This window comes from Paraburkholderia phytofirmans OLGA172, assembly GCF_001634365.1.
GTDB lineage: Bacteria > Pseudomonadota > Gammaproteobacteria > Burkholderiales > Burkholderiaceae > Paraburkholderia.
Window position 1 is genome coordinate 3,307,279 of record NZ_CP014578.1, and the last position, 25,522, is coordinate 3,332,800.

Here is a 25,522-nt window from a genome sequence, read left to right on the forward strand (position 1 = left end):
GCACTTTCTACTGGTCGCCTATCAGGCCGGCGCGGTCGCGCTGCCTGGCTTGACCTCGGTGCCCGGGCTGCCGCCCGATGAGGCGTCGCTCGCTGACGGCGGCGAACTCTTCGGCGAACGCGGCGGACGGCCTGCCATGATGTCGTTGATCTGATCGGCGTCGATCGTTTCCCACTCCATCAGTGCGGCGGTCATCGCTTCGACCTTGTCGCGGTTTTCATCCAACAGGCGCTTGGCGAGATTGTACTGCTCGTCCAGCACGCGGCGGATTTCCGCGTCGACCTTCTGCTGCGTCGCTTCCGAAATGGTGCGCGTGAAACCACGGCCAAACGGCGTTGCGTCGTTTTCGTCGTCGACGTAGACCATCGGCCCGAGTGCGTCCGTCATACCGAAGCGAGCCACCATGGCGCGGGCCGTAGCCGTTGCCTTGTTGAAGTCGTCCGATGCGCCGGTGCTGATCAGGTTCAGGAACAACTCTTCCGCGACGCGGCCACCGAACAGGATCGCGAGGCGGTCCAGCAGGTAGTCTTTCGAATACGTTTCGTTGTCATGCTCCGGCAACTGCCACGTGACGCCCAGCGCACGGCCGCGCGGGATGATCGTGACCTTGTGCACCGGATCGGCCTTCGGCAACAGCTTGGCGATAACCGCGTGACCCGACTCGTGATACGCCGTAGCACGCTTCGATTCTTCGCGAATCACGGCCGACTTGCGCTCCGGACCCATGAAGATCTTGTCCTTCGCGTCTTCGAAGTCGGTCATTTCGACGATGCGCTTGCCACGGCGAGCCGCGAACAGCGCTGCTTCGTTGACCAGGTTCGCCAGATCGGCGCCCGAGAAGCCCGGCGTGCCGCGCGCGATCACCGCTGCGTCGACGTCGTTCGAAATCGGCACCTTGCGCAGGTGGACCTTCATGATGTGCTCGCGACCGCGGATGTCCGGCAGACCCACGTACACCTGACGGTCGAAACGGCCCGGACGCAGCAGCGCCTTGTCCAGCACGTCCGAACGGTTCGTGGCAGCGATCACGATCACACCCGAGTTCGCTTCGAAGCCGTCCATCTCGACCAGCATCTGGTTCAAGGTCTGTTCGCGTTCGTCGTTACCGCCGCCCATGCCGGCGCCGCGATGACGGCCAACCGCGTCGATTTCGTCGATGAACACGATACACGGTGCATGCTTCTTGGCCTGCTCGAACATGTCGCGCACACGCGCCGCACCGACACCGACGAACATTTCGACGAAGTCCGAACCCGAGATGCTGAAGAACGGCACCTTCGCTTCACCGGCGATAGCGCGCGCGAGCAACGTCTTACCGGTTCCCGGCGGCCCGACCAGCAGCACGCCACGCGGAATGCGCCCTCCCAGCTTCTGGAACTTCTGCGGATCGCGCAGGAAGTCGACCAGTTCGGAGACTTCTTCCTTGGCTTCGTCGCAACCGGCGACGTCGGTGAAATTGATTGCGTTGTTGTTTTCGTCGATCAGACGCGCACGGGATTTACCGAACGAGAACGCACCGCCTTTCCCGCCCCCCTGCATCTGTCGCATCATGTAGAACCAGAAGCCGATGATCAGGATCGTCGGTCCGAGGTAGTACAGCGCGGACACCAGCGCATTCGGTTCGTCATCAGCCTTGCCGCTCACCTGAACGCCATACTTCATCAGATCGCCGACCATCCAGATGTCGCCGGGCGACACGATCTGGTACTTCTGGCCGTCTGCTGGAGTGACCGTGAGGTTCCGCCCCTGGACAATGACGTTCTTGACTTTGCCGTTCTTCGCGTCGTCCATGAACTGCGAATAGGAAACGCCTTCCTGGACACGGGGCTTGTCGAACTGCTTGAACACCGTAAACAGCACCAGTGCGATAACCAGCCACACTGCTGCCTTCGAAAACATATTGTTGTTCAAAGCACCACTCCTTCACTTAGACGGGCGCCTACATTTGCCTTGCGGCACCACGAAAGCATTCTAATCCAGTCCGCAGACCCCTGCCATAAGGTTTCACTACCACAGAAATAGCGTAGCGGACCATCGGAGCGCCAATTTCCGGCGCCATGGGCACCTTATCGGCAGATGCGGGACCTTCCTGCAGCGCGCCTATGCGGGCCGCTTGAGATGCTTACCCAAAATAAATGTTTCTGACGACTTGTCCCGCGAGGCTTTCGGCTTGCGGGCCGCCACCACCTTGAACTGGCGCTTGAACTTTTCGACAATCTGGCTATAACCGCTGCCATGAAAACATTTGACTAAAAGGGCGCCATCCGGCTTCAGGTGGTTTTGCGCGAATTCCATCGCGATATCGCACAGATGCTCGATTCGCGCGGCATCCGCCACCGCCACTCCCGACAGGTTGGGCGCCATATCCGAAATTACAAGATCAACCTGGCGCTCCCCGACCAATTCTTCCAATTGGTGGAGAACCGAGTCTTCGCGGAAGTCGCCCTGAATGAAATGGACGTCGGCGATCGGCTCCATCGGCAGTATGTCCAGCGCGATGATCGTGCCGTCGATGCCGCCCTCACGCTCGGCGTCGCGCTGCGACCCCTTGGCGAGCTTGTTGCGGGCGTACTGGCTCCAGCTGCCCGGCACCGAGCCGAGGTCGACGATCACCTGGCCTGGCCGGATCAGCTTGTCCTGCTCGTCGATTTCCTTCAGCTTGTAGGCTGCGCGGGCGCGATAGCCCTCCCGCTGCGCCATTTTGACGTACGGGTCGTTGATGTGATCATGCAACCACGCCGTGTTGAACTTGTTTTTTGCCATTAAAGGTGAACTCTTGCTGCGAAATGTGGCGCTTTAGGGGATAATACGCGGTTAATTCGCGCGGCCACCGCCAAAACTGGCAGTCATCCGCGATTCTGTTGTTCTGACGCGCCGCCCTGCGCTATTGGCCGAATCTCTCGGAAATGCAGGTGCCGCCATTTTAGTCGAGTCTCCCACTTTCCATGCCAGCCCTTAAAGTCTCTTCCGATCAACGCGCCGAATTGCGCTCCCAGGCACATGCGCTCAAACCGGTCGTGCTCGTCGGCGCCGAAGGCTTGACCGACGCTGTGCTGTCGGAGATCAAGGTCCACCTTGGCGCACATCAACTGATCAAAATCCGCGTGTTCGGCGACGAACGCGAAGAGCGCATCGCCATCTACGAACAGATCTGCGACACGCTGAACGCTGCGCCGATCCAGCATATCGGCAAGCTGCTGGTGATCTGGAAGCCGGAAGCCGCGGCACAACCCGCGGTGAAGGCCAAGCGCGGCGCCCTGCCGAGCGCCCGCGAAGCGGCTGTCGAAGCCAAACCGGGTAAAGGCCGCGCACCGCGCGTGGTCACGGTGGTGAAGCCCAGCGAAATTCCGATGCGCAAGCCGAAAGCAAAAGCGGTCGTGGTGCGCGGCAATGAACGCGTCACGCAAGGCGGCAACATCAAGCGCGCCAAGAAGCGCCAGACCAGCGCGAAGCGCGCGCATCAGTCGTCGAAGTAAGCGAATGATGGAGGGTGCGGGCGGTGTCCGCACCTTGATGTGAACTGCTCGGGCCGCCTGGTTAGCCCTGCCAGGGCAACTCTACAGGCAAACCAGCTTGAGCAAGCTGTAACCGCACCACTCAACTGGTTACTTTCCCCGCAGCGCTACGAGCGCCCTGCTCCGCTGTCAAGACGCCGACGCTCTCCGGTAGCTTCCACACCAGCGCCACGCCCAGCAGGCTTTCGATCAGGTAAAATAAACTCGACACGCCGTGCAGGATGCCGAAGCGTGCCGCATAAGCCGAATGCCCGACATCGCTGCCCGCTTCCAGCGCGGCAATCCGCATTGCATTCATGAACGGCTGCAACGCAAAGTACCCCACCAGCACGCACACCAGCATACCCGCGATCAACCAGCGCAAACGACGATAAGCTTCGCTGCCGCGACGAACCAGCACGTTCGCCAGAACCAGCAGCAAAATGCCGCACACCGCGCCAAGCACGCCCTCGATGCGAAACAGCTGCGCCGCCACGGCGCCCGCCGTCATCCGGTCGAGCGATGTGAAGAGCACCGGCGCGACGGCATAGCCGATAGTCAGCAAACTACCGACCCACACCACCGTCAGCAGACGGAACAGTCGATGCGGCATCAAGGACACCGGCGCCGCCTTCAAACGTAACTAACCGCGATGATTTCGTACTCGCGCACGCCGCCCGGCGCCTGCACCGACGCAACGTCGCCTTCCGACTTGCCGATCAATGCGCGCGCGATCGGCGAGCTGATCGAGATCAGACCGTGATCGATGTCCGCTTCGTCGTCGCCGACGATCTGATATTTGACAGACGCACCTGAATCCAGGTCTTCCAATTCGACGGTCGCGCCGAACACCACGCGGCCGTCCGCTTCCACCGCCGCCGGGTCGATCACCTGCGCGCCGGCCAGCTTCGATTCGATTTCGGCAATACGGCCTTCGATGAAGCCCTGCTTTTCCTTCGCCGCGTCGTATTCCGCGTTCTCCGACAGATCGCCCTGGGCACGCGCTTCCGCGATCGAATTGATCACCGAGGGACGCTCAACCGATTTCAGGCGCTGCAATTCATCGCGCAACATTTCCGCGCCGCGCTTCGTCAATGGAACAGTGCTCATAAACAACTCTATGCAAAAAACAGCCGTAAAAAAAATCACCGCGGTTAAGTGCATTTCGCGAGGGCCAGAGCACCGGGGGAAACCCGGTGCCCAAAGCACCTGCGAAACGCCGCTTAACCGCGGCACTTACATCTTGGACAGGTATTCGAAGCCTTAGTTTAGGCGAGCGTGAAGACCTTGTAAATCATAGACTTCCAGGTCCTTCAAATAGCGCAAACCTTCCACCGCGGCCCGTGCGCCGGACATCGTCGTGTAGTACGTGACCTTGTTCGCCTGCGCGCTCATGCGGATCGAGCGCGAGTCGGCGATCGCCGCACGGGTTTCGTCGACGGTCGTGAAGACCAGCGCGATTTCGCCGTTCTTGATCATGTCGACGATGTGCGGACGGCCGTCCTTCACCTTGTTGACGACCTTGACCGGCACGCCGGCCGCTTCGATCGCGGCGGCCGTGCCCTTGGTCGCGACGATCGGATAGCCGAGTTCATGCAGCATGCGCGCGACTTCGACCGCCTTCGGCTTGTCGGCGTCCATCACGGTCAGCAGCACCGTGCCCGACTCCGGCAGACGCGAACCCGCCGCAAGCTGCGACTTGAACAGCGCTTCGCCGAACGTCTGGCCCACGCCCATCACCTCACCGGTCGAACGCATTTCCGGTCCGAGCACCGGATCGACTGCCGGGAACTTGACGAACGGGAACACGGCTTCCTTCACGCTGAAGTACGGCGGATCGATTTCCTTCGTCACGCCCTGATCGGCGAGTTTCTGGCCGACCATCGCGCGCGCTGCGATCTTCGCGAGCGGCAGGCTGGTCGCCTTCGACACGTACGGCACCGTGCGCGATGCACGCGGATTCACTTCCAGCACGTAGATGACGTCTTCTTTCGAGCCATCAGCCTGCGGCACCTGCTGGATCGCGAACTGCACGTTCATCAGGCCGACCACGTTCAGCGCCTTCGCCATCGCGCCGGTTTGGCGCTTCAGCTCGGCGATGGTTTCCTTCGACAGCGAGTACGGCGGCAGCGAGCAAGCCGAGTCGCCCGAGTGAACGCCCGCCTGTTCGATGTGCTCCATCACGCCGCCGATGAACACGGCTTCGCCATCGGAGATGCAATCCACGTCGCATTCGATCGCGTCGTTCAGGAAGCGGTCGAGCAGCACCGGCGAATCGTTCGAGACCTTCACGGCCTCGCGCATGTAGCGCTCGAGGTCGCGCGGCTCGTGGACGATTTCCATGGCGCGGCCGCCCAGCACGTACGACGGACGCACCACCAGCGGATAGCCGATTTCTTCGGCGAGCTTGAGCGCCTCGTCTTCAGCACGCGCGGTGCGGTTCGGCGGTTGACGCAGGCCGAGGTCCTGCAGCAGCTTCTGGAAACGCTCGCGGTCTTCCGCGGCGTCGATCATGTCCGGCGACGTGCCGATGATCGGCACACCGTTCGCTTCGAGATCGAGCGCGAGTTTCAGCGGCGTTTGGCCGCCGTATTGCACGATCACGCCGACCGGCTTTTCCTTGTCGACGATTTCGAGCACGTCTTCGAGCGTCAGCGATTCGAAGTACAGACGATCGGACGTGTCGTAGTCGGTCGAAACGGTTTCAGGGTTGCAGTTGACCATGATCGTTTCGTAGCCGTCTTCGCGCATGGCGAGCGCTGCGTGCACGCAGCAGTAGTCGAACTCGATACCCTGGCCGATCCGGTTCGGGCCGCCGCCCAGCACCATGATCTTCTTGTTGTTCGTGGGATTCGCTTCGCACTCTTCCTCGTAGGTCGAGTACATGTAGGCGGTTTTCGTGGCGAACTCGGCTGCGCACGTGTCGACGCGCTTGTAGACCGGGCGCACGTTCAACTCGATACGGCGCTGGCGCACTTCCGCCGGCTTCGCGCCGAGCAGCTTGGCCAGGCGGCGATCCGAGAAGCCGCTTTGCTTCAGATACTTGAGTTCTTCCTTCGACAGGCTTGCCAGCGTACGACCGCCCAGCGCCTTTTCCTTCAGGATGATCTGTTCGATCTGCGCGAGGAACCACGGGTCGATCGAGGTTTCTTCGAAGATCTCTTCGGCCGTCATGCCGACACGGAATGCGTCGCCGACATACCAGATGCGGTCCGGACCGGCTTCGCCGATCTCACGGATGATCTCGTCGCGGTTATTGGTCTTTTCGTCGAGACCATCCACGCCCACTTCGAGGCCACGCAGCGCCTTCTGGAACGATTCCTGGAAGGTGCGGCCGATTGCCATCACTTCACCGACCGACTTCATTTGCGTGGTCAGACGCGAATCGGCTTCGCGGAATTTCTCGAATGCGAAACGCGGGATCTTGGTGACGACGTAGTCGATCGTCGGTTCGAACGACGCCGGGGTCTGGCCGCCGGTGATTTCGTTCTTCAACTCGTCCAGCGTGTAGCCGACTGCCAGCTTTGCCGCGACCTTCGCGATCGGAAAGCCGGTAGCCTTCGAAGCCAGTGCCGACGAACGCGATACACGCGGATTCATTTCGATCACGATCATCCGGCCATCTTTCGGATTGATCGAGAACTGCACGTTAGAACCGCCCGTGTCCACGCCGATCTCGCGCAGCACGGCGAGCGATGCGTTACGCAGGATCTGATATTCCTTGTCCGTGAGCGTTTGCGCCGGCGCGACGGTAATCGAGTCGCCGGTGTGGATGCCCATCGGATCCAGGTTTTCGATCGAGCAAACGATAATGCAGTTGTCCTTTTTATCGCGGACCACTTCCATCTCGTACTCTTTCCAGCCGAGCAGCGATTCTTCGATCAGCAGTTCGCGCGTGGGCGACAGGTCGAGACCGCGCTTGCAGATCTCTTCGAATTCGTCGCGGTTGTACGCGATGCCGCCGCCCGAACCACCCAGCGTGAACGACGGACGAATCACGACCGGATACCCGCCGCTGCCCGTTTGCGTAGCGATATCGGCCTGCACCTGCAGCGCTTCTTCCATCGAATGCGCGGTGCCCGACTTGGCCGAACCGAGGCCGATCTTGGTCATCGCGTCTTTGAACTTCTGACGGTCTTCCGCCTTGTCGATCGCTTCCGGCGAGGCGCCGATCAGCTCGACCTTGTACTTGTCCAGCACGCCGTGCGCGTGGAGATCCAGCGCGCAGTTCAGCGCGGTCTGGCCGCCCATCGTCGGCAGGATCGCGTCCGGGCGCTCCTTGGCGATGATGCGCTCCACCACTTCCCACGTGATCGGCTCGATGTAGGTGACGTCGGCCGTGTTCGGGTCGGTCATGATCGTCGCCGGATTGCTGTTGACGAGAATAACCTTGTAGCCTTCCTCACGCAGCGCCTTGCATGCCTGCGCGCCCGAGTAGTCGAACTCGCACGCCTGGCCGATGATGATCGGACCCGCGCCGATGATGAGGATGCTCTTGATGTCTGTCCGCTTGGGCATAACGCTCTCGCTAATGTATTCCTGAATTCTTTCCGTCGGCGCGCGTCGTTTCACCGTTGCGCGCGCTCTGTTGTGTGCGGCTCGCCATGCTTCGCGCTGAGTGCGCCAATCGCGTTGCGAGCCGCGCGCCGCCAGGGCGCTTCACAAGCTGCTTTACAAGCTATTTATGCCGCTGCGGTCTTGCCAGCTTTCTTCGTGTCCATCAACGCGGTGAAGCGGTCGAACAGATAGGCGATGTCGTGCGGACCGGGCGATGCTTCCGGGTGACCCTGGAAGCAGAACGCCGGCTTGTCGGTCAGCGCAAAGCCTTGCAACGTGCCGTCGAACAGCGAGATGTGCGTGACCTTGGCGTTGGCCGGCAGCGTGTCGGCATCGACCGCAAAACCATGGTTCTGCGACGTGATGACCACGCGGCCGTCGTCCAGATCCTTCACCGGATGATTCGCGCCGTGGTGGCCGGTCTTCATCTTCATGGTTTTAGCGCCGACGGCGAGACCCATGATCTGGTGGCCAAGGCAGATGCCGAAGGTCGGGATGCCGCGCTCGATCAGCTCTTTGGTGGCGCGAATCGCGTAATCGCACGGCTCTGGATCGCCGGGGCCGTTCGACAGGAAGATGCCGTCCGGGTTGAGCGCCAGCGCATCGGCCGCGGAGGCTTCTGCCGGCAGCACGGTGACGTGGCAGCCGCGCTCGGCCAGCATGCGCAGGATGTTGTACTTCACGCCGTAATCGAACGCGACCACGCGGTACTTCGGCGCGTTCTGCGTGCCGTAGCCGGTGCCCAGACGCCATTCGGTCTGGGTCCATTCGTAGGTTTCCTTCGTCGACACGACCTTCGCGAGGTCCATGCCCGACAAACCCGGGAACGAACGCGCGAGTTCGATTGCCTTCGCTTCGTCATCCGAACCGGCCAGAATGGCGCCGTTCTGCGCACCCTTGTCGCGCAGCACGCGCGTCAGCATGCGGGTGTCGAGACCGGCGATGGCGACCACGCCTTCGTCCTTCAGGTATTGCGGGAGCGTGCGCTCCATGCGGAAATTCGACGCGAGAACCGGCAGATCGCGGATGATCAGGCCGGCGGCATGGACTTTCGTGGCTTCGACGTCTTCGGCATTCACGCCGACGTTACCGATATGCGGATACGTGAGGGTCACGATCTGGCGCGCGTAGCTCGGGTCGGTCAGGATTTCCTGATAGCCGGTGATAGCGGTGTTGAACACGACTTCGCCGATCGTATGCCCGGGGGCGCCGATCGAGTAACCACGAAAGACCGTGCCGTCGGCGAGCGCGAGCAGAGCGGGAGAAAATGACGGCAACACGGGAGACTCCTTGGGGAACACCCTGTTGCCGACCTGTCTATCCGACTGCGAGCCGCAGCGAAACGCATCGACAGGATGCGCGCGCAGACTCGCTCGCGTACTGCTAGTGACGTCGCAAGGGGCGCGATGGGTCCATTGTGTGGACGGATCGGCTGGGGTGCGGGGCGTCAAAAGCGCGCGGCGGATGAACGGTGTGGGAGAGGTAGGCGCTAGGGTGCGGGTTGATAAGCTCAAACCTTGAAATTATAGCGCGAAACCACCCTTCCCTCCAAATCCGAGATGGGAAGACGGCGTAGCCGAGCACGCTCCCAAACTCGCCGAAACCTTGTTGCGCAAGGCTCGGGAGCCGCTGGACAAAATTTGCACGGACCGGAATCGGGATAGGAGCGGCAAATTTGACGTCACCCCGCGCGCGCCCGCGTGGCAGCCTTAAACCTGCTGTTCGGCACGCACCTGCATCGGCTGAAGCCGCGTGCGGCTGGGCAAAACGTACCAGATCGCGCTCAACACTTGCAGCGCCACCAGAATGCCCCAAGCGGTTAGATGCGCGGCCACCGGATAATGTCCGCCACTGGCAGGCCAGCGCGACAGTATGGCGCCGACGCCGATCTGGAAGCCGAAAATCAGCAGAAAGATGATCAGCGTCAGCGTGGTATTCACCCGGCCGATCATCTGCGCCGGGAAATGCCGCGCCATGACCGCATAACTGAGAATCCCGGTACCGCCGAAGATTCCGTACGCCGCCCACAGCAGGCTCGCAGGCAGCGGCGCGCTGAACATGATCAGCAGCTGGATGACGACGAACAGCGCCATGCCGATGCCGCAAAACACGTACAGCGAGACGCCGCGCCGTTCGAGGCTGCGTGCCGCCGCGCCGAAGCCCACGCAGCCGGCCATCATGGCGAAGCCGAGAATCGACACCAGCGCGGCAGCCTCACGCGGCTCGAAGCCCTGCACGTCGCGCAACCAGGCGCCTACCCACAGCGACTGCATCGCGTAGAACACACCTTGCGTAAGGACCGAAAACGACGCGATTTTCCAGAATGCCGCGCTCCTCAGGATGTGCAAAGTGCCTTTGAACTGGACGCCGAGACTCGCCTGATGGTGGGTTTCCTTCGTATCCGGCACCAGAGTCCACTGCGCTACCGCCACCAGCACCGTCAGCAAACCCAGACCGATGCAGACCGTACGCCAACTGGCGAAGCTCAGCACCCACGTGAGCGGCGAGCCGACCATCACGCCGCCGAATCCGCCGATCGCCATGACCAGCCCGTTCATCAGCGGCAGCCGGGCCGCCGCGAAATGCTGCGCCAGCGCCTTGAAGGCGGCGCCGAGACACACGGACACACCAACGCCGATCAACAGGCGCCCAAGCATCATCATGCCGACGCTGTGCGCGGCGCCGAACACCCAGATGCCCAGCGCGGCAAACAGCAAGGTGACCGCCGTCACCCGACGCGCGCCGAAGTGGTCGAGCAACACGCCGGCCGGAATCTGCGCGCCCGCGAAGCCGAGGAAATACAGACTGGTCAGCAAGCCGAGATCCGTGGCTGACAAGCCGAGATCGTGCGTAATGAAGGGCGCAAAGCCGAGATTGACGCCACGAAACACGTAAGAAACGAAGTAGCCGGCGGAAAACAGCAGAAAAACGCGCAACTGGGTCGACGACATAAGCTTTGAAATGAGCGGCCGACGTTGGCCTAAGCACGAAAGATAAATGAAGCGCGCGAACTTCGCCTGCATTGATCTGCAGAATGAAAAACGCCGTCACCATAGGCGACGGCGTCGGAATAACACGGTGCGTGATCGGAGCGCAATTCATGCGCTGCCCCCGCAACGCATGTGGTCACTACCGTGGGAGCCGCTTTTTGGTCTACTTTCCCTTCTTCGCGTTGGCCGCGGTCTTCTGGCGGCTATCTGCCGCAGCCTTCGACGCCTTGCTGGACGTGGAAGCCGATACCTTCGTCACCTTGACCTTGCTGGCGCCAGACGTTGTCGGCTTGCTGGCGTTACCGACCGGCTCAGACACCTTCACCACGGCGGAATGGCCACGGCCCCTTTTTTTATCGTAGCGCGAATCGCCCTTCGTGTCTGCGACGCGGGTGCCGATCTTCTCGACGCCGCCGCCCTGCACGTCAGTCGCGATGCGCTCCGGACCCGGTTCGCTCGGCATTGCCTTACCAACCGGCACGTGCAGCACGATCACCTGACCACGCGAAACCTGATCGCGATGCGTGCGATTCCACGCCTTCAACTGGCCGATCGACACGCCGTAACGCACCGCAATGGCGGCCATCGATTGATTGCGGCGCACACGGATCAGCATCTTGCGGGTATCGGGGACGTCGGGCTCCATGGCCAGCACCGCGCTTTCGGCGACGTCGGCGCTGATGTCTTCGTCGTCGTCCGAACCACGCGGCACCACGATCGTCGAGCCCGGCTTCAGGCGCATGCCGGCCGGAATCTTGTTCACTTCCATCAGCGTGTCCGCGTCGACACCGATCTTTTGCGCGATCGCCGCCGGTGCAGCACGCTCGGTGACCGTGTACGTGGTCCACGACGACAGCGAGCCGGAGTACGTCTTCAGATTGCGCTCGAACGCGCTCGCGTTGTCGAACGGCAGCAGAATCTGCGGCTGGGTGGCGCCGAGAATCACCGGCTTTCTGAACGACGGGTTCAGCGAGCGGAATTCGTCCGGGGAGAGATTAGCGAGTTTCGCCGCCGTATCCACGTCGATGTCATGCGAGGTCGTAACCGTGACGAAATACGGGTGGTTCGGAATCGACGGCAGCGTCAGCCCGTACATCTGCGGGTTCATGACGATGTTCTTCACCGCCTGCAGCTTGGGCACATAGTTGCGCGTCTCGTTCGGCATGCGCAGGCTGAGGTAGTCGGTCGGCAGCCCCGCCGCCTCGTTGCGCGCGATCGCGCGCTGCACATTGCCCTCACCCCAGTTGTAGGCGGCGAGCGCCAGCTGCCAGTCGCCGAACATGTCATGCAGGCGCGACAGATAGTCGAGCGCGGCGCTGGTCGAGGCCAGCACGTCGCGGCGCTCGTCCTGCCACATGTTCTGCTTGAGGTTGTACGTGCGGCCCGTGCCGGGCATGAACTGCCACATGCCGGCGGCCTTCGCCACCGACAACGCCTGCGGGCTGTACGCCGATTCGATGAACGGCAGCAACGCGAGCTCGGTCGGCATGTGCCGCGCTTCGAGCTCTTCGACGATGTGGTACAGATATTTCTGCGAGCGCTCGGTCATGCGCTGCACGTAGTCCGGGCGCTGCGCATACCAGTTGACCTGCATGTCGACGAGGTCGGTTTGCAGATCCGGCATTTGAAAACCACGGCGAATACGACCCCAAAGGTCGGCGTCTGCGCTCGTCAGTTGATCGACCGAGCCCTGGTCGACGTTGATCGTCTCCTTGGCGGTGGCTGTCTTGCGGAGGGCGTCGGCTACGGCTTGCTGGCTGGCGGGGTTTGTTGCGGTGGTGGCGCTATTCGTCGCCGGTCCCTGACTCGCGCAAGCGGCGAGTGCCAGGACCAACAACGCACTAAAGATAAATCGCATGAACGTCTCGGCTTCCACAAGGGCTGGAATTTGAGCCGATAGTACGAAACGGCAACGTTTACGTCAATCGGAAAATGACGAAAAAAATCAAGGAAATCTAGGGCTTGGCGAATTTTTTCGATTCTTCGCATGAGCAACGCCCTGATCGCGATCGGGTCAACGGAAGCGGTTTTTCCATTCGCGCATCAACGTAAATGCCGCCAAACGATCAGGCACTTTTTCGTGCAACTGTTCTTGCAAGCTTGCTTGAACTGCCGGATTGCCGGCGCGCAAAAATGGGTTCACGGCACGTTCGTGGGCGATGGTGGTAGGCAACGTCGGCACATGGCGCGCGCGCAATTCGCTCGCCTTGTCACGCCAGGCTTGCAGTTCAGCGTTGCCCGGCTCGCAGGCGAGCGCGAAGCGGATGTTCGACAACGTGTACTCGTGTGCGCAGTGCACCTCGGTCGCACCAGGGAGCGCGGCAAGCGAATCCAGCGACGCCAGCATCTGCGTGGGCGTGCCTTCGAACAAGCGGCCGCAGCCGCATGCAAACAGCGTGTCGCCACAAAACACGTGCGGCGTGCCGCGCGGGTCGGCCACCTGAAAATAGGCGATATGGCCGCTCGTGTGACCGGGTACGTCGAGTACATCGAATTCGAGTGCGGGCGCCGCAATCGTCACGTGATCACCGTTTTCGAGACGATGCGTGAGGTGCTGGATCGCTTCGCCGGCGGGGCCGTACACGGGAACGGCCTGGCCGTTCAGCAGATCGGCCACCCCACCGACATGGTCTTGGTGATGGTGCGTGAGTAAAATAGCGCTCAGCCGCCAACCCCGTTTCGCCAGATAGGCGTGTACGGGAGCGGCCTCACCCGGATCGACGACCACCGCGTGATGCCCGTCGGAAACGACCCAGATGTAATTGTCTTCAAACGCCGGGACCGGTACGTACTCGAGCGCATTCATAGGTGACGTATTCTCTGATATGACTGATCGAGCAATTATAGACTGGCCTGCCTGGACCAATTCGCCGCCGGGGCGCTACGTGCTCGAGTGGGAACAGACCCAGCTCGATCGCGTGGTGTCCGACGTGTTCGGTTACCATGCGCTGCAACTCGGCCTGCCGCAGCTCGACGCCTTGCGCGAAAACCGCATGCCGTGCCGCGGACTTGTGCTCGACGCAGCGAGCGGCGCGAGCGCGCCCTACACTTTTCCGCGCGGGCCGGGGCGTGCCGGAAATGGCGTGGGGAATGGTTTGGGCAGTGGCGCCGTGCAAGGTCTGCCCGCGGGTTTGCCTGCGCCGGCCGGGCGTAGCGCTGTCTGGTGCGACCTGCTCGACCTGCCGTTCGAAGCGCAAAGCGTCGACCTGATCGTGATGCCGCATACGCTGGAATTCACGAGCGACCCGCACCGGCTGCTGCGCGAAGCCGAGCGCGTGCTGATGCCCGAAGGCCAACTGATCATTCTCGGCTTCAATTCGCTGTCGCTGTGGGGCGCGCGCCAATCGGTCGGCAAGATGACCGGGCGACCGTTCGTGCCCGCGGCAGTCGACCTGATCGCCTTCACGCGTTTGAAAGACTGGATCAAACTGTTGGGTTTCGACCTTGAACGCGGGCGCTTCGGCTGCTATCGTCCGCCGCTCGGCAGCGATCAATGGCTGTCCCGCTATGGTTTCATGGAAGCCGCCGGCGACCGCTGGTGGCCGATTTTCGGCGCCACCTACATGATCAAGGCGATCAAGCGCGTGCGCGGCATGCGCCTCGTCGGCCCGCTGAAAGTGAAGAAACCTGTCCTCGCCGCGGGCCTCGCGCCCGCCGCCACCCCGAACACACGCAACCACACTCAATGACTTCCGACCTCATCGATATTTATACCGACGGCGCCTGCAAGGGCAACCCCGGCCCCGGCGGCTGGGGCGCGCTGCTGCGCTTTGGCGACCAGGAAAAAGAACTGTTCGGCGGCGAACCCAACACCACCAACAACCGCATGGAACTGATGGGCGTGATCGCCGCGCTCGAGGCGCTCAAACGCCCCTGCAAGGCCGTCGTGCACACCGATTCGCAGTACGTGCAGAAAGGCATCAGCGAATGGATTCACGGCTGGAAGAAAAAAGGCTGGATCACCGCCGCGAAGCAGCCGGTGAAGAACGCCGATCTCTGGAAGCGGCTCGATGCGCTCGTCGCGCAGCACGACATCGAATGGCGCTGGGTGCGCGGTCACAATGGCCACCCGGAAAACGAACGCGCGGATCAACTGGCCAATCGCGGCGTCGCGTCACTCGCAGCAATGTGATGCGTGCCGTGATGTCCGCGGCGCCCCCGCGCGCGCCCTTCTTTTTTGCTGATTTTTTTCGAGCAGGCTAATCCGACATGCGTCAACTCATCCTCGATACCGAGACCACCGGCCTGAATGCGCGAACCGGCGACCGGATCCTTGAACTCGGTTGCGTCGAAATGGTGAACCGCCGGCTCACTGGCAACAACCTGCATTTCTACATCAACCCGGAACGCGACAGCGATCCGGGTGCACTGGCCGTTCACGGGCTGACCACCGAGTTCCTGAGCGACAAACCGAAGTTCGCGGAGATTGCCGATCAGATTCGCGACTTCATTCAGGACGCGGACCTGATCATTCACAACGCGCCGTTCGACATCGGCTTTCTCGATGCCGAATTTGCGCTGCTGGGTTTGCCGCCGGTGAAAACCTGCTGCGGCGAGATCATCGATACCTTGGCGCGCGCCAAGCAGATGTTCCCAGGCAAGCGCAATTCGCTCGACGCGCTGTGCGACCGCTTCGGCATCAGCAACGCGCACCGCACCTTGCACGGCGCACTGCTCGACTCGGAACTGCTCGCCGAGGTGTATCTGGCGATGACGCGCGGCCAGGAAAGCCTGGTCATCGACATGCTCGGCGATTCGCACGGTGACGGCGACGCGCACGCACCGCGCATCGCGATCGACTCGCTGAATCTGGTCGTGATCGCCGCGAGCGACGACGAGGTCGCCGAACATCAGGCCGTGCTCGACGGTCTCGACAAAGCGGTCAAAGGCACCAGCGTGTGGCGTCTTGATCCCTCGCCAGCCGCGGATGAGCAAACCGCTTAAAAAGTACTAGACGAGTGAAAAAATCCCTGACATAATTCGGCTCTCTTCGGGTGGTTAGCTCAGCGGTAGAGCACTGCCTTCACACGGCAGGGGTCACAGGTTCAATCCCTGTACCACCCACCAGATTCGCGGGTTTCCGAAGACCCGCAAGAAAAAGCCCTCGAACGTAAGTCGAGGGCTTTTTTTGTTTTTGCTTCTGTTTTGCGTGCGTATGGCGGATTGATCGCTGACGTGTACGAGCGTTAGATAACACGCCCCCCCGCACGCCCTTCCCCCACAAGCCCCTGTTCTGCTTCGACGTCAACACCGAACTTTCGTACGATTGCGGCTGCCAAATACTGCTGATATAGTCAGTTTTCGGGCGATCGCCCCGTCTATTTTCTTCACTTCATTCGACTACAGGGAGGCGCCACATGTTCGCAGTGCATATCGCCGTCCCTGGGATGGTTTCACAACCGTTCTCGCGACCTTAAAGTCGTCGCGTCGTCGCTCACGCGGTTCTGCCTGAACAGGCCATCCGCGCAAATCCCAGACAGTCCGTAGTCTCATTGCCGGCATTGTTGTCAACACAGTCCGGCTCGCTTGACTGTCTTTTCCTTTCGCTTCTGACTGGAACCTCGGTGCGCTCGCGCGCCACCGGGTCGTGGCAAATGACCAGAAAAAAACTCGACTTTCGTGGACAGGCCTTCAAGAACGTCCTCGGCTTCACCTTCCTTCACTGGGCCAAACAGCCTTGGCGCGTCTTCGTCATTACGGCGCTGGTGCTGCTCTCGGCATTGGCCGACGTACTCACGCCGATGTTCGCCGGACGACTCGTCGACGCTATCGCATCCGGCTCCGCCGGCGACGCCGTCGCGTGGCACGCTGCGATCACGGCCTTCTGCGTACTGGGCGTGCTCGGACTCGGCGCCACGCTGCTTCGCCAGGGCGTGTTCTTCAACATCATCCGGCTAACGCTTCGGATGATGAGCGAGATCGCCGCGAACGCGTTTCATCGCGTGCAACGCTTTTCGACGGACTGGCACGCCAACAGCTTCGCGGGCTCCACGGTGCGCAAGATCACGCGCGGCATGTGGGCGCTCGATCTGCTCAACGACACGCTGCTGATCGCGCTGTTCCCGTCGCTGGTCATGCTGATCGGCGCAACGGTGCTGCTCGGCTGGCGCTGGCCGATGATGGGTGCAGTCGTCGGCATCGGTTCGGTGTTGTATATCGCAGTGACCGTGGCCATGTCGCTCGGCTTCGTTGCGCCCGCCGCGCGCCTCGCTAACGCATGGGACACGCGCATGGGCGGCGCCCTCGCCGACGCAGTCAGCTGCAATGGCGTGGTGAAAGCGTTCGGCGCCGAAGAGCGTGAAGAAGTCCTGCTCGAGCGTGTGATCGTCAAGTGGCGCCATCGCACGCGCCGCACGTGGATGCGCGGCACGATCAACGGCGGCGTGCAAGGCGGCATGCTGGTGGCAATCCAGGCCGCCATTCTCGGCGCGGCATTGCTGTTGTGGGTGCGCGGCGAAGCGGGCGTCGGCGACATCACGTTCGCGCTGACGATGTTCTTCATGCTGCAAGGCTATCTGCGCGATGTGGGCATGCACATTCGCAACCTGCAGCGCTCGGTCAACGACATGGAAGAACTGGTGTCGCTGGAGAGTCAGCCGCTGGGCATCGAAGATCGGCCAGGCGCGGCCCCGATCGCGATCGGCAAAGGCGAAATTCGCTTCGAGCACGTCACCTTCCACTACGGCGCGAAAGCCACGCCGCTCTATGACAACTTCTCCGTGCGCATCGCGCCGGGAGAACGCGTCGGGCTTGTCGGGCATTCGGGTTCCGGGAAAACGACCTTCATCAAGCTGATCCAGCGGCTGTACGACATTTCGGAAGGCCGGATCACGATCGACGGTCAGGACATCGCCCGTGTGCGGCAGGCGTCGTTGCGCAGCCAGATCGCGATCGTTCAGCAGGAGCCGGTGCTGTTTCACCGCTCGCTCGCGGAGAACATCGCCTATGCGCGGCCTGGTGCGAACCGAGCCGAGATCGAACGCGCCGCGAGGCTCGCCAGTGCGCACGACTTTATCGCGAGGCTGCCCCACGGTTATGACACGCTGGTGGGCGAACGCGGCATCAAGCTCTCGGGAGGCGAACGTCAGCGCGTAGCGATTGCGCGGGCGTTTCTCGCGGACGCGCCGATCCTGATTCTGGACGAAGCGACCTCGAGCCTCGATAGCGAAAGCGAGGTGCTGATCCAGCACGCCATGGAGCGGCTGATGATGGGCCGCACGACGCTGGTGGTGGCGCACCGTCTTTCCACCGTGCGAGCGCTGGACAGGCTGCTGGTGCTGGACAAGGGCAAGGTCATCGAGGAAGGCAATCACGAAGCGTTGATCAGACGCGAGAACGGCCTGTACCGGAGACTGTTCGAACGCCAGGCGCTAGAGTTGATCAAGGGCTTGGGCGATTCGGAAGTCACGCACAAGACCGACGGCGCGAAGGCGAATCGGCTCGATGATTCGAGCTTGCTGGTCGAGAAGTAAATTGCGGAGAAGCGTGCGGGGCGTCATGCAGAAGCCGCCGGCAAGAGACGCTTTCGGCTGGCGTCACGCATGCGCCTCTCTGCGCCCGACTAAACCACGCCCGCAGGCAGCCCGACACCGCGCGCCATGCCGGTAGCCGCGAACACCATCAATACCAGCAGCACGGTCTGGATCACGCTGAAACGTGCATACCTACGCGCTTTTCGCAAATCAGGCGGTGCGCCGTTTCTGATACTGGCGCGCCAGCGCATCAGGCCGAGCATCGTCGGGACTTCGAGGATGAGTATCAGCACGAGCAGCGTCATCTTGACGTGAAAGAGCGGCTCATGGAGGTAGTAGTCGGCGCCCTTTTCGAAACCACCGAAGGCGCGTATCAGACCGGTGACGATCAGCACCAGCGCTGAAATGCCCCACCGCGTGTCGGAGCGGAATACGGATCGCAATGCAGCGGGCACGCTGGCTCGCCGCAGTGACCACGTGCGCCGGAGAATCGACGCGAGCGCAAAGCCATAAGCGAGCAGATGAAGGGCGGCAAGCAACCAGCGAACCAGCATAGCGACTCCTGGAAACGACGCAATACGATCGATGTAGTTCTCACCCGCCCACTGAAACGCCGGGTGGCACGTCTTATTATCAACTACCGCTCACTTTACGATGCCTGCTTCGCCCGTGTGGTGTGGTCGAATGCACAAAGCGACAGATTCAGACTTGCCGCAACGATGTGTCGAGCGCACGCGCGGCGACCCGATCGCCTTCGGTATTCAGCGCGGCGCGGAACACAGTTTGACGATTGTGGCCCGCCGCAGCGGGCGAGTCCCACAGCAATTCGATTTTCGGACGTCGGCCGAAGCCCCCGCGAGCCAACGCAGGCGCACCGAGCGGCGCCGCCGGCCCACCCGGCTCGCCGGCAACACCGAACGCCACGACGGGGGCCGGCGGCACGTTCACGCTTGGGGCCGCCGCCCATCGCACGGACAATTCGCGAGCGTCGTACTGCCCCACCTTGCGACGCTCGGCCCAGACGACCACCGTGCGCGTGGCCGGATCGAGCGCGACCGCATAGCGGCCGATCGCATAGCGTCGCGCGGCGATATTGGTTCGCCACAGCGCGCGCGGCCGGCAGATCCATACGACCGCCGCGTACAACGCCGGCGCAGCCAACAGCCAGCCGTTGGTGGCCGCCACCGCCTGCGCGGCGCGCCGCCAACCCGCGCTCGCCGCAAACGCGCCGACCGACCAGACCGCAAACAGGAATCCGAGGAACGCAAACAGACGCAGCGCCTGCCGCAGCCATTGCGGCAGCGGATGAAAGGGGCGCTCGGCCACGGCGCGCGCGCCCGGCAGGAAAATCAGCAGGAACAGGAACACCAGGTTGATGCACGCCCACGGCGAGGACACCATCGCCGACAGCGACGCGCCCAGATCCATCTGCGCCATCGAAAACAGCCAGCGAGCGAGGAGCATGAGACCGATGGCGCGCAACGCGAAAATCGTTCCGGCGCCGGGCGCCGCGTTCGCACGCGTCTCTTTCGTTCTCGCCAAGGCATCCTCCTGTCGTCTGCGGCGCCGCAGCCAAATTTGCGGCACGGCCATTATAGGGATATTACCGAGGCAGGCTCATGCTTGCCGGTCCCAAAACCGCACTTTCTGCCGCCCACGGGCAAAAACGCGGCGCGTATGCAACAACGCCCCGCGGGCGGGATGCGCGCGGGGCGTTGCTGGGGCGCAGCCGGACCATCTGATTGCCGGGGGCGCCGAGCCGGGGGCGCCGAAAGTGCTCCGGCACGCCGGTCTGACTGCTTTTACTCGCCGCGCATTAGCCGGCGTTGACTTCGCGCAGCACCGTACGATGCTTCTGACGCAGCAGCTCTTCGTAGGTAGCGACGTAGTTTTGCGCCATCACCTTCGACGAGAAGCGCGATTCGAAGGCCGCACGCACCTTGGCGCGCGGCAGCGTGTGCAGGCGCTTCACAGCGGCAACCGCGCTGATTTCGTCTTCGACGACAAAACCCGACACGCCGTTTTCGATCACTTCCGGCACCGAGCCGCGATTGAACGCGATCACCGGCGTGCCGCAAGCCATGGCTTCGATCATCACCAGACCGAAGGGCTCCGGCCAGTCGATCGGGAACACCAGTGCATGCGCGTTGCCGAGGAACTCACGCTTTTCGGCTTCGCCGATTTCGCCAATGTATTCAACGTGCGGGAGCGCCATCAGCGGCTTGATCACTTCTTCGTAATAGGCACGATCGGCCTTGTCGATCTTGGCGGCGACCTTGAGCTTCATGCCCGCCTGGCCGGCGATGCGGATCGCACGGTCGAGACCCTTCTCCGGCGAGACGCGGCCAAGGAATGCGAGGTAGCCCGGCTCGACGTCCTTGATCGGCGTGAGCACGTTTTCCGGCAGGCCGTGATAAACGGTTTGCAGCCAGCCCGCCTGTTGCAGCGGGATGCGCTGGTTGTCCGAAATCGACACCACCGGCACGTCGCTGAACGTGTTGAAGATCGGTTGCAGTTCCGGCAGATCCAGACGGCCGTGCAGCGTGGTCAGGAACGGCACCGGCTGGCGGGCGAACAGCGAAAACGGGTAGTAATCGATGTGGAAATGCAGCACGTCGAATTCGTCCGCGCGGCGGCGCACTTCTTCGAGCAGAAGCATATGCGGCGCCATCACGTCGCGAATGGTCGGGTCGAGGCGCAGCGCCTGCGGCCAGAAGGCTTCGAGCTTCGCCGAGGTTTGCGAATCGCCGCTTGCGAAAAGCGTGACGTCATGGCCCTGTTCAACCAGCGCTTCGGTCAGGTAGGACACCACGCGTTCCGTCCCGCCGTAAAGCTTGGGAGGAACCGCCTCGTGCAAGGGAGCGATTTGAGCGATTCGCATAATGAAGAACTCCTCGTAAAAAATCAGGCAAAAGTACTGCGTTTGGTAAAAGCGACTCGCTTGCTCGCCAGGGCAGTCTGGCCGGATATGCCGGCGCGGGCCTGATTCTTTCGAGAAATCCTGCGATGGATCGCTTGGGTAGTGAACCCAGATCAGCAGTTTGCTGTCTGCGCATGTGCCGGTAAACGCACACATGACACCTACGTTGACAAACTGTCAGATATTTCGGTGGGCCAGCAGAGCATGCATTATCAATGCCGGGGATCTCGCTGCACCACAACATTTCAAAGTCTTTACGTTGTTACAAAGGCGAAACACTTTACAAACCCTTGTTTTATAAGACAGTTCTACAGTAACAACTCGCTTGCAGCGCTGACCTCGATGACGGCTGCTGTAAGCTCCTGCGCCAACTTTGCCGGCAGGCATTGAAGAAATGCCGCGCCGCAGTTGAATGCAATTTGTAATTATATCCCGAAATATTCCGCAGCCTGCATGAACGACCGCTCCATCGGCGGGTCGAGAAACAGTAGGTTGCGGTCGTCTATCGCGAAATCAGTCGCGCCATGGCCCGGATACACAGGGCGCAATCGCTTTTGCATGTTTACAATGCGAAGCATCGGCTTCGCGGCGAGCGCCTTTTGCTATGGCCCATGCCTTGCATGCATAACCTGAAACACACCGACCTCACGATCAATTGGAACACTTAACCATCGCCCAGCGTAATGCCCAGAACGCAAAGCTTGCGAGCTATGCGCACAGGCCGCTTGCGTTTCTTTTCCGCTTTATTCGCCGCCATCCGCTCGCGCATGCGATCGTCCTGTGCAGCGTGTTCGCGGCCGTGGGCTGTGCGCTCGCTTCGCAATACGCGATCAAGCACCTGATCGACGTGCTCGGCGAAGGCCGGCATCACCCCGGTCCGCTGTGGGGCGCGTTCGCCATCCTGGTTGGCCTGATCGCCGCCGACAACCTGCTGTGGCGGGTCGGCGGCTGGGCTGCCGCGCATACGTTCGTGGCCGTGACCGGCGACTTGCGGCGCGACTTGTTCCAGTACTTGAGCGGCCACTCGCCGACTTACTACTCGGAGAAACAGCCGGGCATGCTGGCAAGCCGCATCACGGCAACGTCGAACGCGGTCTACACCGCCGAAAACACCACCGCCTGGAACGTGCTGCCGCCGTGTATCGCGGTGCTCGGCGCGATCGTCATGATCACCGCCGTGAATCCGCTGATGGCGGGCGGCCTGATGCTGTGCTCGGCCATTCTGTCGGTCGTGCTGTACAAACTTGCTGGGCGTGGCTCGGCGCGGCATCACCATTTCGCCACCAAAGCAGCGTCGGTGGACGGTGAACTGGTCGACGTGATCAGCAACATGGGTCTCGTGCGCGCCTTCGGCATGACGTTTCGCGAACAGCAGCGTTTCGGCGCGACCGTCAAAGCGGAAATGGAAGCGCGCCAGCAGAGCCTGCTTTATCTGGAAAAGCTCCGCCTGCTGCATGCCGTGATTACCGCGCTGCTGTCGGCGGGCTTGCTGGGCTGGGCGCTGTGGCTGTGGGATCAAGGCCGGGCGACCTCCGGCGACATCGTGCTGGTCAGCTCGCTCGGCTTCACGATCCTGCACGGCACGCGTGATCTGGCCGTGGCGCTGGTCGACGTCACGCAGCACGTCGCGCGGCTCGCGGAAGCCGTTCGCACCCTGCTCGAACCGCACGGCATGCCGGACCGCGACGGCGCCACAGAACTCGTGCCGCAAGGCGGCCGGGTCGATTTCGAAGGCGTGACGTTTGCCTACCCGCGCCGCCGGCCGATTCTCGATCACTTCGACCTGCATATCGAGCCGGGCCAGCGGGTCGGTCTGATCGGCAAGTCGGGCGCGGGCAAATCCACCGTGCTGGCGCTGCTGCAGCGTTTCTACGAGACGCAGGGCGGCGCAATCAAGATCGACGGCCAGGACATCGCCACGATCACCCAGGACAGCCTGCGCCATGCGATCGCGCTGGTGCCGCAGGATATCTCGCTGTTCCATCGCACGGTGTACGAGAACATCGCTTACGGCCGCCCTGAAGCGAGCCGGGAAGAAGTGGTCGCTGCCGCGCGCGAAGCCCGCTGCAGCGATTTCATCGAAGCCATGCCGGAAGGGTTCGACACGATCGTTGGCGACCGCGGCGTGAAACTGTCAGGCGGACAGCGCCAGCGCATCGCGATTGCGCGCGCGATCCTGAAGAACGCGCCGATCCTGCTGCTCGACGAAGCCACCTCGGCGCTCGACAGCGCGTCGGAAGAAGCGATCCAGAAGGCGCTCGACCGGCTGATGGTGGGCCGCACGGTGATCGCGATCGCGCACCGGTTGTCGACGCTGAACAATTTCGACCGGATCATCGTGATGAGCCAGGGCAAGGTGATCGACGACGGCAGTCCGGAAGCGTTGCGTCAGCGGCCGGGTCTGTATCGCGATCTGCTCTCGAAGCAGTATGGCAAGGGCACCACGCTGCATATCGGCGGCAAGAAGGTGGACGAGCAGCACGTAGTCTAAGCAACGCACTGCCCTGTGCTGCTTCAGCAACAAACAGAAAAGCCGCTTTCGAGCGGCTTTTCTGTTTTCCGGGGCAGTTGAAACCGGGCCTGATAGCCGCCTATCCGACCGTGGTTTCGCGCACGGCCTTCCTTCCCGATCCAGCACGCACCTTCACGGTTCTGGCGCTCTTCGCACCATGCGCACTTTGAAGATCCCGCATGAAGTTATCGCGCCACACCGACACGTTGTTCTCGCGCAGCTGCACCATCATGTCGCGATGACGCGCCTGACGCTCCGCAAGCGGCATCTCCAGCGCCATAGCGAGCGCCTCGGCCATACCGTCGATATCGACCGGATTCACGATCAACGCGCCATCCAGTTCCTGCGCGGCGCCGGCAAAGCGCGACAGCACGAGCACGCCCGGATTCTCCGGATCCTGCGCCGACACATACTCCTTGGCGACGAGGTTCATGCCGTCGCGCAACGGCGTGACGTAACCGACATGCGCCGTGCGAAACAGCGCGGCCAGCACCGAGCGCTCGTACTGCTTATGGATGTACAGGATCGGCGTCCAGTCCAGTTCGGCAAAGCGGCCATTGATACGCCCCGACTCCCCTTCGAGCTGCAAACGGATGTCCTGATACGCGTGCATGTCGGCACGCGTCGGCGGGGCGATTTGCAGGAACGACACCTTGTTGCGTTGCGCAGTGGAATGTTCCAGCAGGCGCTCGAACGCACGAAACCGCTCGACCAGCCCCTTCGAATAATCGAGGCGGTCCACGCTCATGATCAGCTTGCGCGCATGCAGCGCCGTCTTCATCGTGCGCACCGGCTTGCCGCGCTCGCCCGCTTTCGCAAGCTCGGCGATTTCGTCCGGGTAGACGCCGATCGGGTAAGCCGCCGCACGCAGGGTGCGACCGAACGCATGGACGGTCAGCGGGCGGCTGGCCGACACGTCGACCGTGCCGTTCGCCTCGTTGACGATGTAATCGCAGAACGCCCGTAAATCCGGCGCGGTCTGGAAGCCGAGCAGATCGAATGAACAGAGCGCTTCGACCAGCTCGCGATGCGGCGGCACTCCCAGCAACACCTGCGAAGCCGGAAACGGAATATGCAGAAAGAAGCCGATGCGATTTTTCACACCGGCCGCCCGCAACGCCTGGGCGAACGGAATCAGGTGATAGTCGTGGACCCAGATCACGTCGTCTTCGCGCAATAGCGGCACGAGCTGCTGGGCGAGCCACGCATTGACGCGGCAATAGCCTTCGAAGTCGTGCCGATCGTACTGCAGCAGATCGGCGCGATAGTGGAACGCGGGCCACAGCGTGGCGTTCGAGAAACCACGGTAATACTGATCGTAGTCGCGGCGCATCAGCGCGATGGTCGCGAAGGTCACAGGTCCGCGCTCTTCCACCTTGATCTGCGGCTGGCCCGAGCTGAGCACGTCGCCGCTCCAGCCGAACCACATGCCGCCGGTTTCCTTCAGCGCGTCGTACACGCCGACCGCCAGACCGCCCGCCGCCGGGCCGCCCTCCGAGATTGGCGCAACCCGGTTCGATACGATGATCAGTCGGCTCATGAAGCGCAATTCCCGATGCAGTAAGTCATGGTCGTTG

19 protein-coding genes and 1 tRNA gene are annotated in these 25,522 nt (G+C 62.1%); 7 read left to right on the plus strand and 13 right to left on the minus strand.

Annotated elements, in window-relative coordinates; genetic code table 11:
• Positions 1 to 21: 21 nt before the first annotated feature.
• Together ftsH and AYM40_RS14450 are read right to left on the minus strand one after the other, a co-directional pair.
• Positions 22 to 1,911 carry an ATP-dependent zinc metalloprotease FtsH gene (ftsH, locus tag AYM40_RS14445; protein WP_028199161.1) on the minus strand — a complete coding sequence of 630 codons (1,890 nt, stop codon included), beginning with the start codon at positions 1,909 to 1,911 and terminating at the stop codon, positions 22 to 24.
• Positions 1,912 to 2,100: 189 nt separating this feature from the next.
• On the minus strand, positions 2,101 to 2,763 hold the full coding sequence (locus tag AYM40_RS14450; protein WP_063496815.1) for an RlmE family RNA methyltransferase: 663 nt from the start codon (positions 2,761 to 2,763) through the stop codon (positions 2,101 to 2,103).
• A gap of 182 nt (positions 2,764 to 2,945) precedes the next feature.
• Between AYM40_RS14450 and AYM40_RS14455 the strand changes: the two genes are divergently transcribed.
• Positions 2,946 to 3,476, plus strand: coding sequence for a YhbY family RNA-binding protein (locus AYM40_RS14455; RefSeq protein WP_063496816.1), 531 nt, complete (start codon positions 2,946 to 2,948; stop codon positions 3,474 to 3,476).
• Positions 3,477 to 3,597: 121 nt separating this feature from the next.
• On the opposite strand, the gene AYM40_RS14460 is transcribed toward AYM40_RS14455, so the two are convergent.
• From AYM40_RS14460 to gloB, 7 genes are all read right to left on the minus strand, one after another.
• Entirely contained in the window at positions 3,598 to 4,107 is a 510-nt protein-coding gene (locus AYM40_RS14460) for a DUF4149 domain-containing protein (RefSeq protein ID WP_063498022.1), read from the minus strand.
• 20 nt (positions 4,108 to 4,127) lie between these two features.
• On the minus strand, positions 4,128 to 4,604 hold the full coding sequence (gene greA / locus AYM40_RS14465; protein WP_012433846.1) for a transcription elongation factor GreA: 477 nt from the start codon (positions 4,602 to 4,604) through the stop codon (positions 4,128 to 4,130).
• A gap of 153 nt (positions 4,605 to 4,757) precedes the next feature.
• Positions 4,758 to 8,012, minus strand: coding sequence for a carbamoyl-phosphate synthase large subunit (gene carB, locus AYM40_RS14470; RefSeq protein WP_063496817.1), 3,255 nt, complete (start codon positions 8,010 to 8,012; stop codon positions 4,758 to 4,760).
• A 164-nt stretch (positions 8,013 to 8,176) separates the two neighbouring features.
• On the minus strand, positions 8,177 to 9,331 hold the full coding sequence (gene carA, locus AYM40_RS14475; RefSeq protein WP_063496818.1) for a glutamine-hydrolyzing carbamoyl-phosphate synthase small subunit: 1,155 nt from the start codon (positions 9,329 to 9,331) through the stop codon (positions 8,177 to 8,179).
• 429 nt (positions 9,332 to 9,760) lie between these two features.
• Positions 9,761 to 11,002 carry an MFS transporter gene (locus tag AYM40_RS14480; protein WP_063498023.1) on the minus strand — a complete coding sequence of 414 codons (1,242 nt, stop codon included), beginning with the start codon at positions 11,000 to 11,002 and terminating at the stop codon, positions 9,761 to 9,763.
• A gap of 202 nt (positions 11,003 to 11,204) precedes the next feature.
• Positions 11,205 to 12,899: a transglycosylase SLT domain-containing protein gene (locus tag AYM40_RS14485; RefSeq protein ID WP_063496819.1), complete on the minus strand. Its 1,695-nt coding sequence runs from the start codon at positions 12,897 to 12,899 to the stop codon at positions 11,205 to 11,207.
• A gap of 156 nt (positions 12,900 to 13,055) precedes the next feature.
• Positions 13,056 to 13,847 (minus strand): hydroxyacylglutathione hydrolase, encoded by a 792-nt coding sequence (gloB, locus tag AYM40_RS14490; RefSeq protein ID WP_063496820.1) that lies wholly within the window; start codon positions 13,845 to 13,847, stop codon positions 13,056 to 13,058.
• 19 nt (positions 13,848 to 13,866) lie between these two features.
• Between gloB and AYM40_RS14495 the strand changes: the two genes are divergently transcribed.
• From AYM40_RS14495 to AYM40_RS14515, 5 genes are all read left to right on the plus strand, one after another.
• A complete protein-coding gene (locus AYM40_RS14495) occupies positions 13,867 to 14,730 on the plus strand; it encodes a class I SAM-dependent methyltransferase (RefSeq protein WP_063496821.1) in 864 nt (287 codons plus the stop codon).
• Positions 14,727 to 15,173, plus strand: a complete 447-nt coding sequence (gene rnhA, locus AYM40_RS14500; protein ID WP_063496822.1) for a ribonuclease HI — start codon at positions 14,727 to 14,729, stop codon at positions 15,171 to 15,173. Before AYM40_RS14495 ends, rnhA begins: the two co-directional genes overlap by 4 nt.
• Positions 15,174 to 15,250: 77 nt before the next feature.
• A complete protein-coding gene (gene dnaQ / locus AYM40_RS14505) occupies positions 15,251 to 15,985 on the plus strand; it encodes a DNA polymerase III subunit epsilon (protein WP_063496823.1) in 735 nt (244 codons plus the stop codon).
• Positions 15,986 to 16,033: 48 nt separating this feature from the next.
• A tRNA-Val gene (locus AYM40_RS14510) sits at positions 16,034 to 16,108 on the plus strand.
• 527 nt (positions 16,109 to 16,635) lie between these two features.
• Entirely contained in the window at positions 16,636 to 18,513 is a 1,878-nt protein-coding gene (locus AYM40_RS14515) for an ABC transporter ATP-binding protein (protein WP_063498024.1), read from the plus strand.
• Between the two features lie 89 nt (positions 18,514 to 18,602).
• Here AYM40_RS14515 and AYM40_RS14520 read toward each other — a convergent pair whose 3' ends face one another.
• The 3 genes from AYM40_RS14520 to AYM40_RS14530 form a co-directional block, all read right to left on the minus strand.
• On the minus strand, positions 18,603 to 19,067 hold the full coding sequence (locus tag AYM40_RS14520) for a DUF2214 family protein (RefSeq protein WP_063496824.1): 465 nt from the start codon (positions 19,065 to 19,067) through the stop codon (positions 18,603 to 18,605).
• A 148-nt stretch (positions 19,068 to 19,215) separates the two neighbouring features.
• Positions 19,216 to 20,055: a hypothetical protein gene (locus AYM40_RS14525; protein WP_063498025.1), complete on the minus strand. Its 840-nt coding sequence runs from the start codon at positions 20,053 to 20,055 to the stop codon at positions 19,216 to 19,218.
• 274 nt (positions 20,056 to 20,329) lie between these two features.
• Positions 20,330 to 21,394, minus strand: a complete 1,065-nt coding sequence (locus AYM40_RS14530; protein ID WP_063498026.1) for a glycosyltransferase family 4 protein — start codon at positions 21,392 to 21,394, stop codon at positions 20,330 to 20,332.
• A 694-nt stretch (positions 21,395 to 22,088) separates the two neighbouring features.
• On the opposite strand from AYM40_RS14530, the gene AYM40_RS14535 reads away from it, so the two are divergent.
• Complete coding sequence (locus AYM40_RS14535) at positions 22,089 to 23,924, plus strand: ABC transporter ATP-binding protein (RefSeq protein WP_063496825.1); 1,836 nt, start codon at positions 22,089 to 22,091, stop codon at positions 23,922 to 23,924.
• A gap of 100 nt (positions 23,925 to 24,024) precedes the next feature.
• On the opposite strand, the gene otsA is transcribed toward AYM40_RS14535, so the two are convergent.
• Complete coding sequence (gene otsA, locus AYM40_RS14540) at positions 24,025 to 25,485, minus strand: alpha,alpha-trehalose-phosphate synthase (UDP-forming) (RefSeq protein WP_063498027.1); 1,461 nt, start codon at positions 25,483 to 25,485, stop codon at positions 24,025 to 24,027.
• Positions 25,486 to 25,522 lie beyond the last annotated feature (37 nt).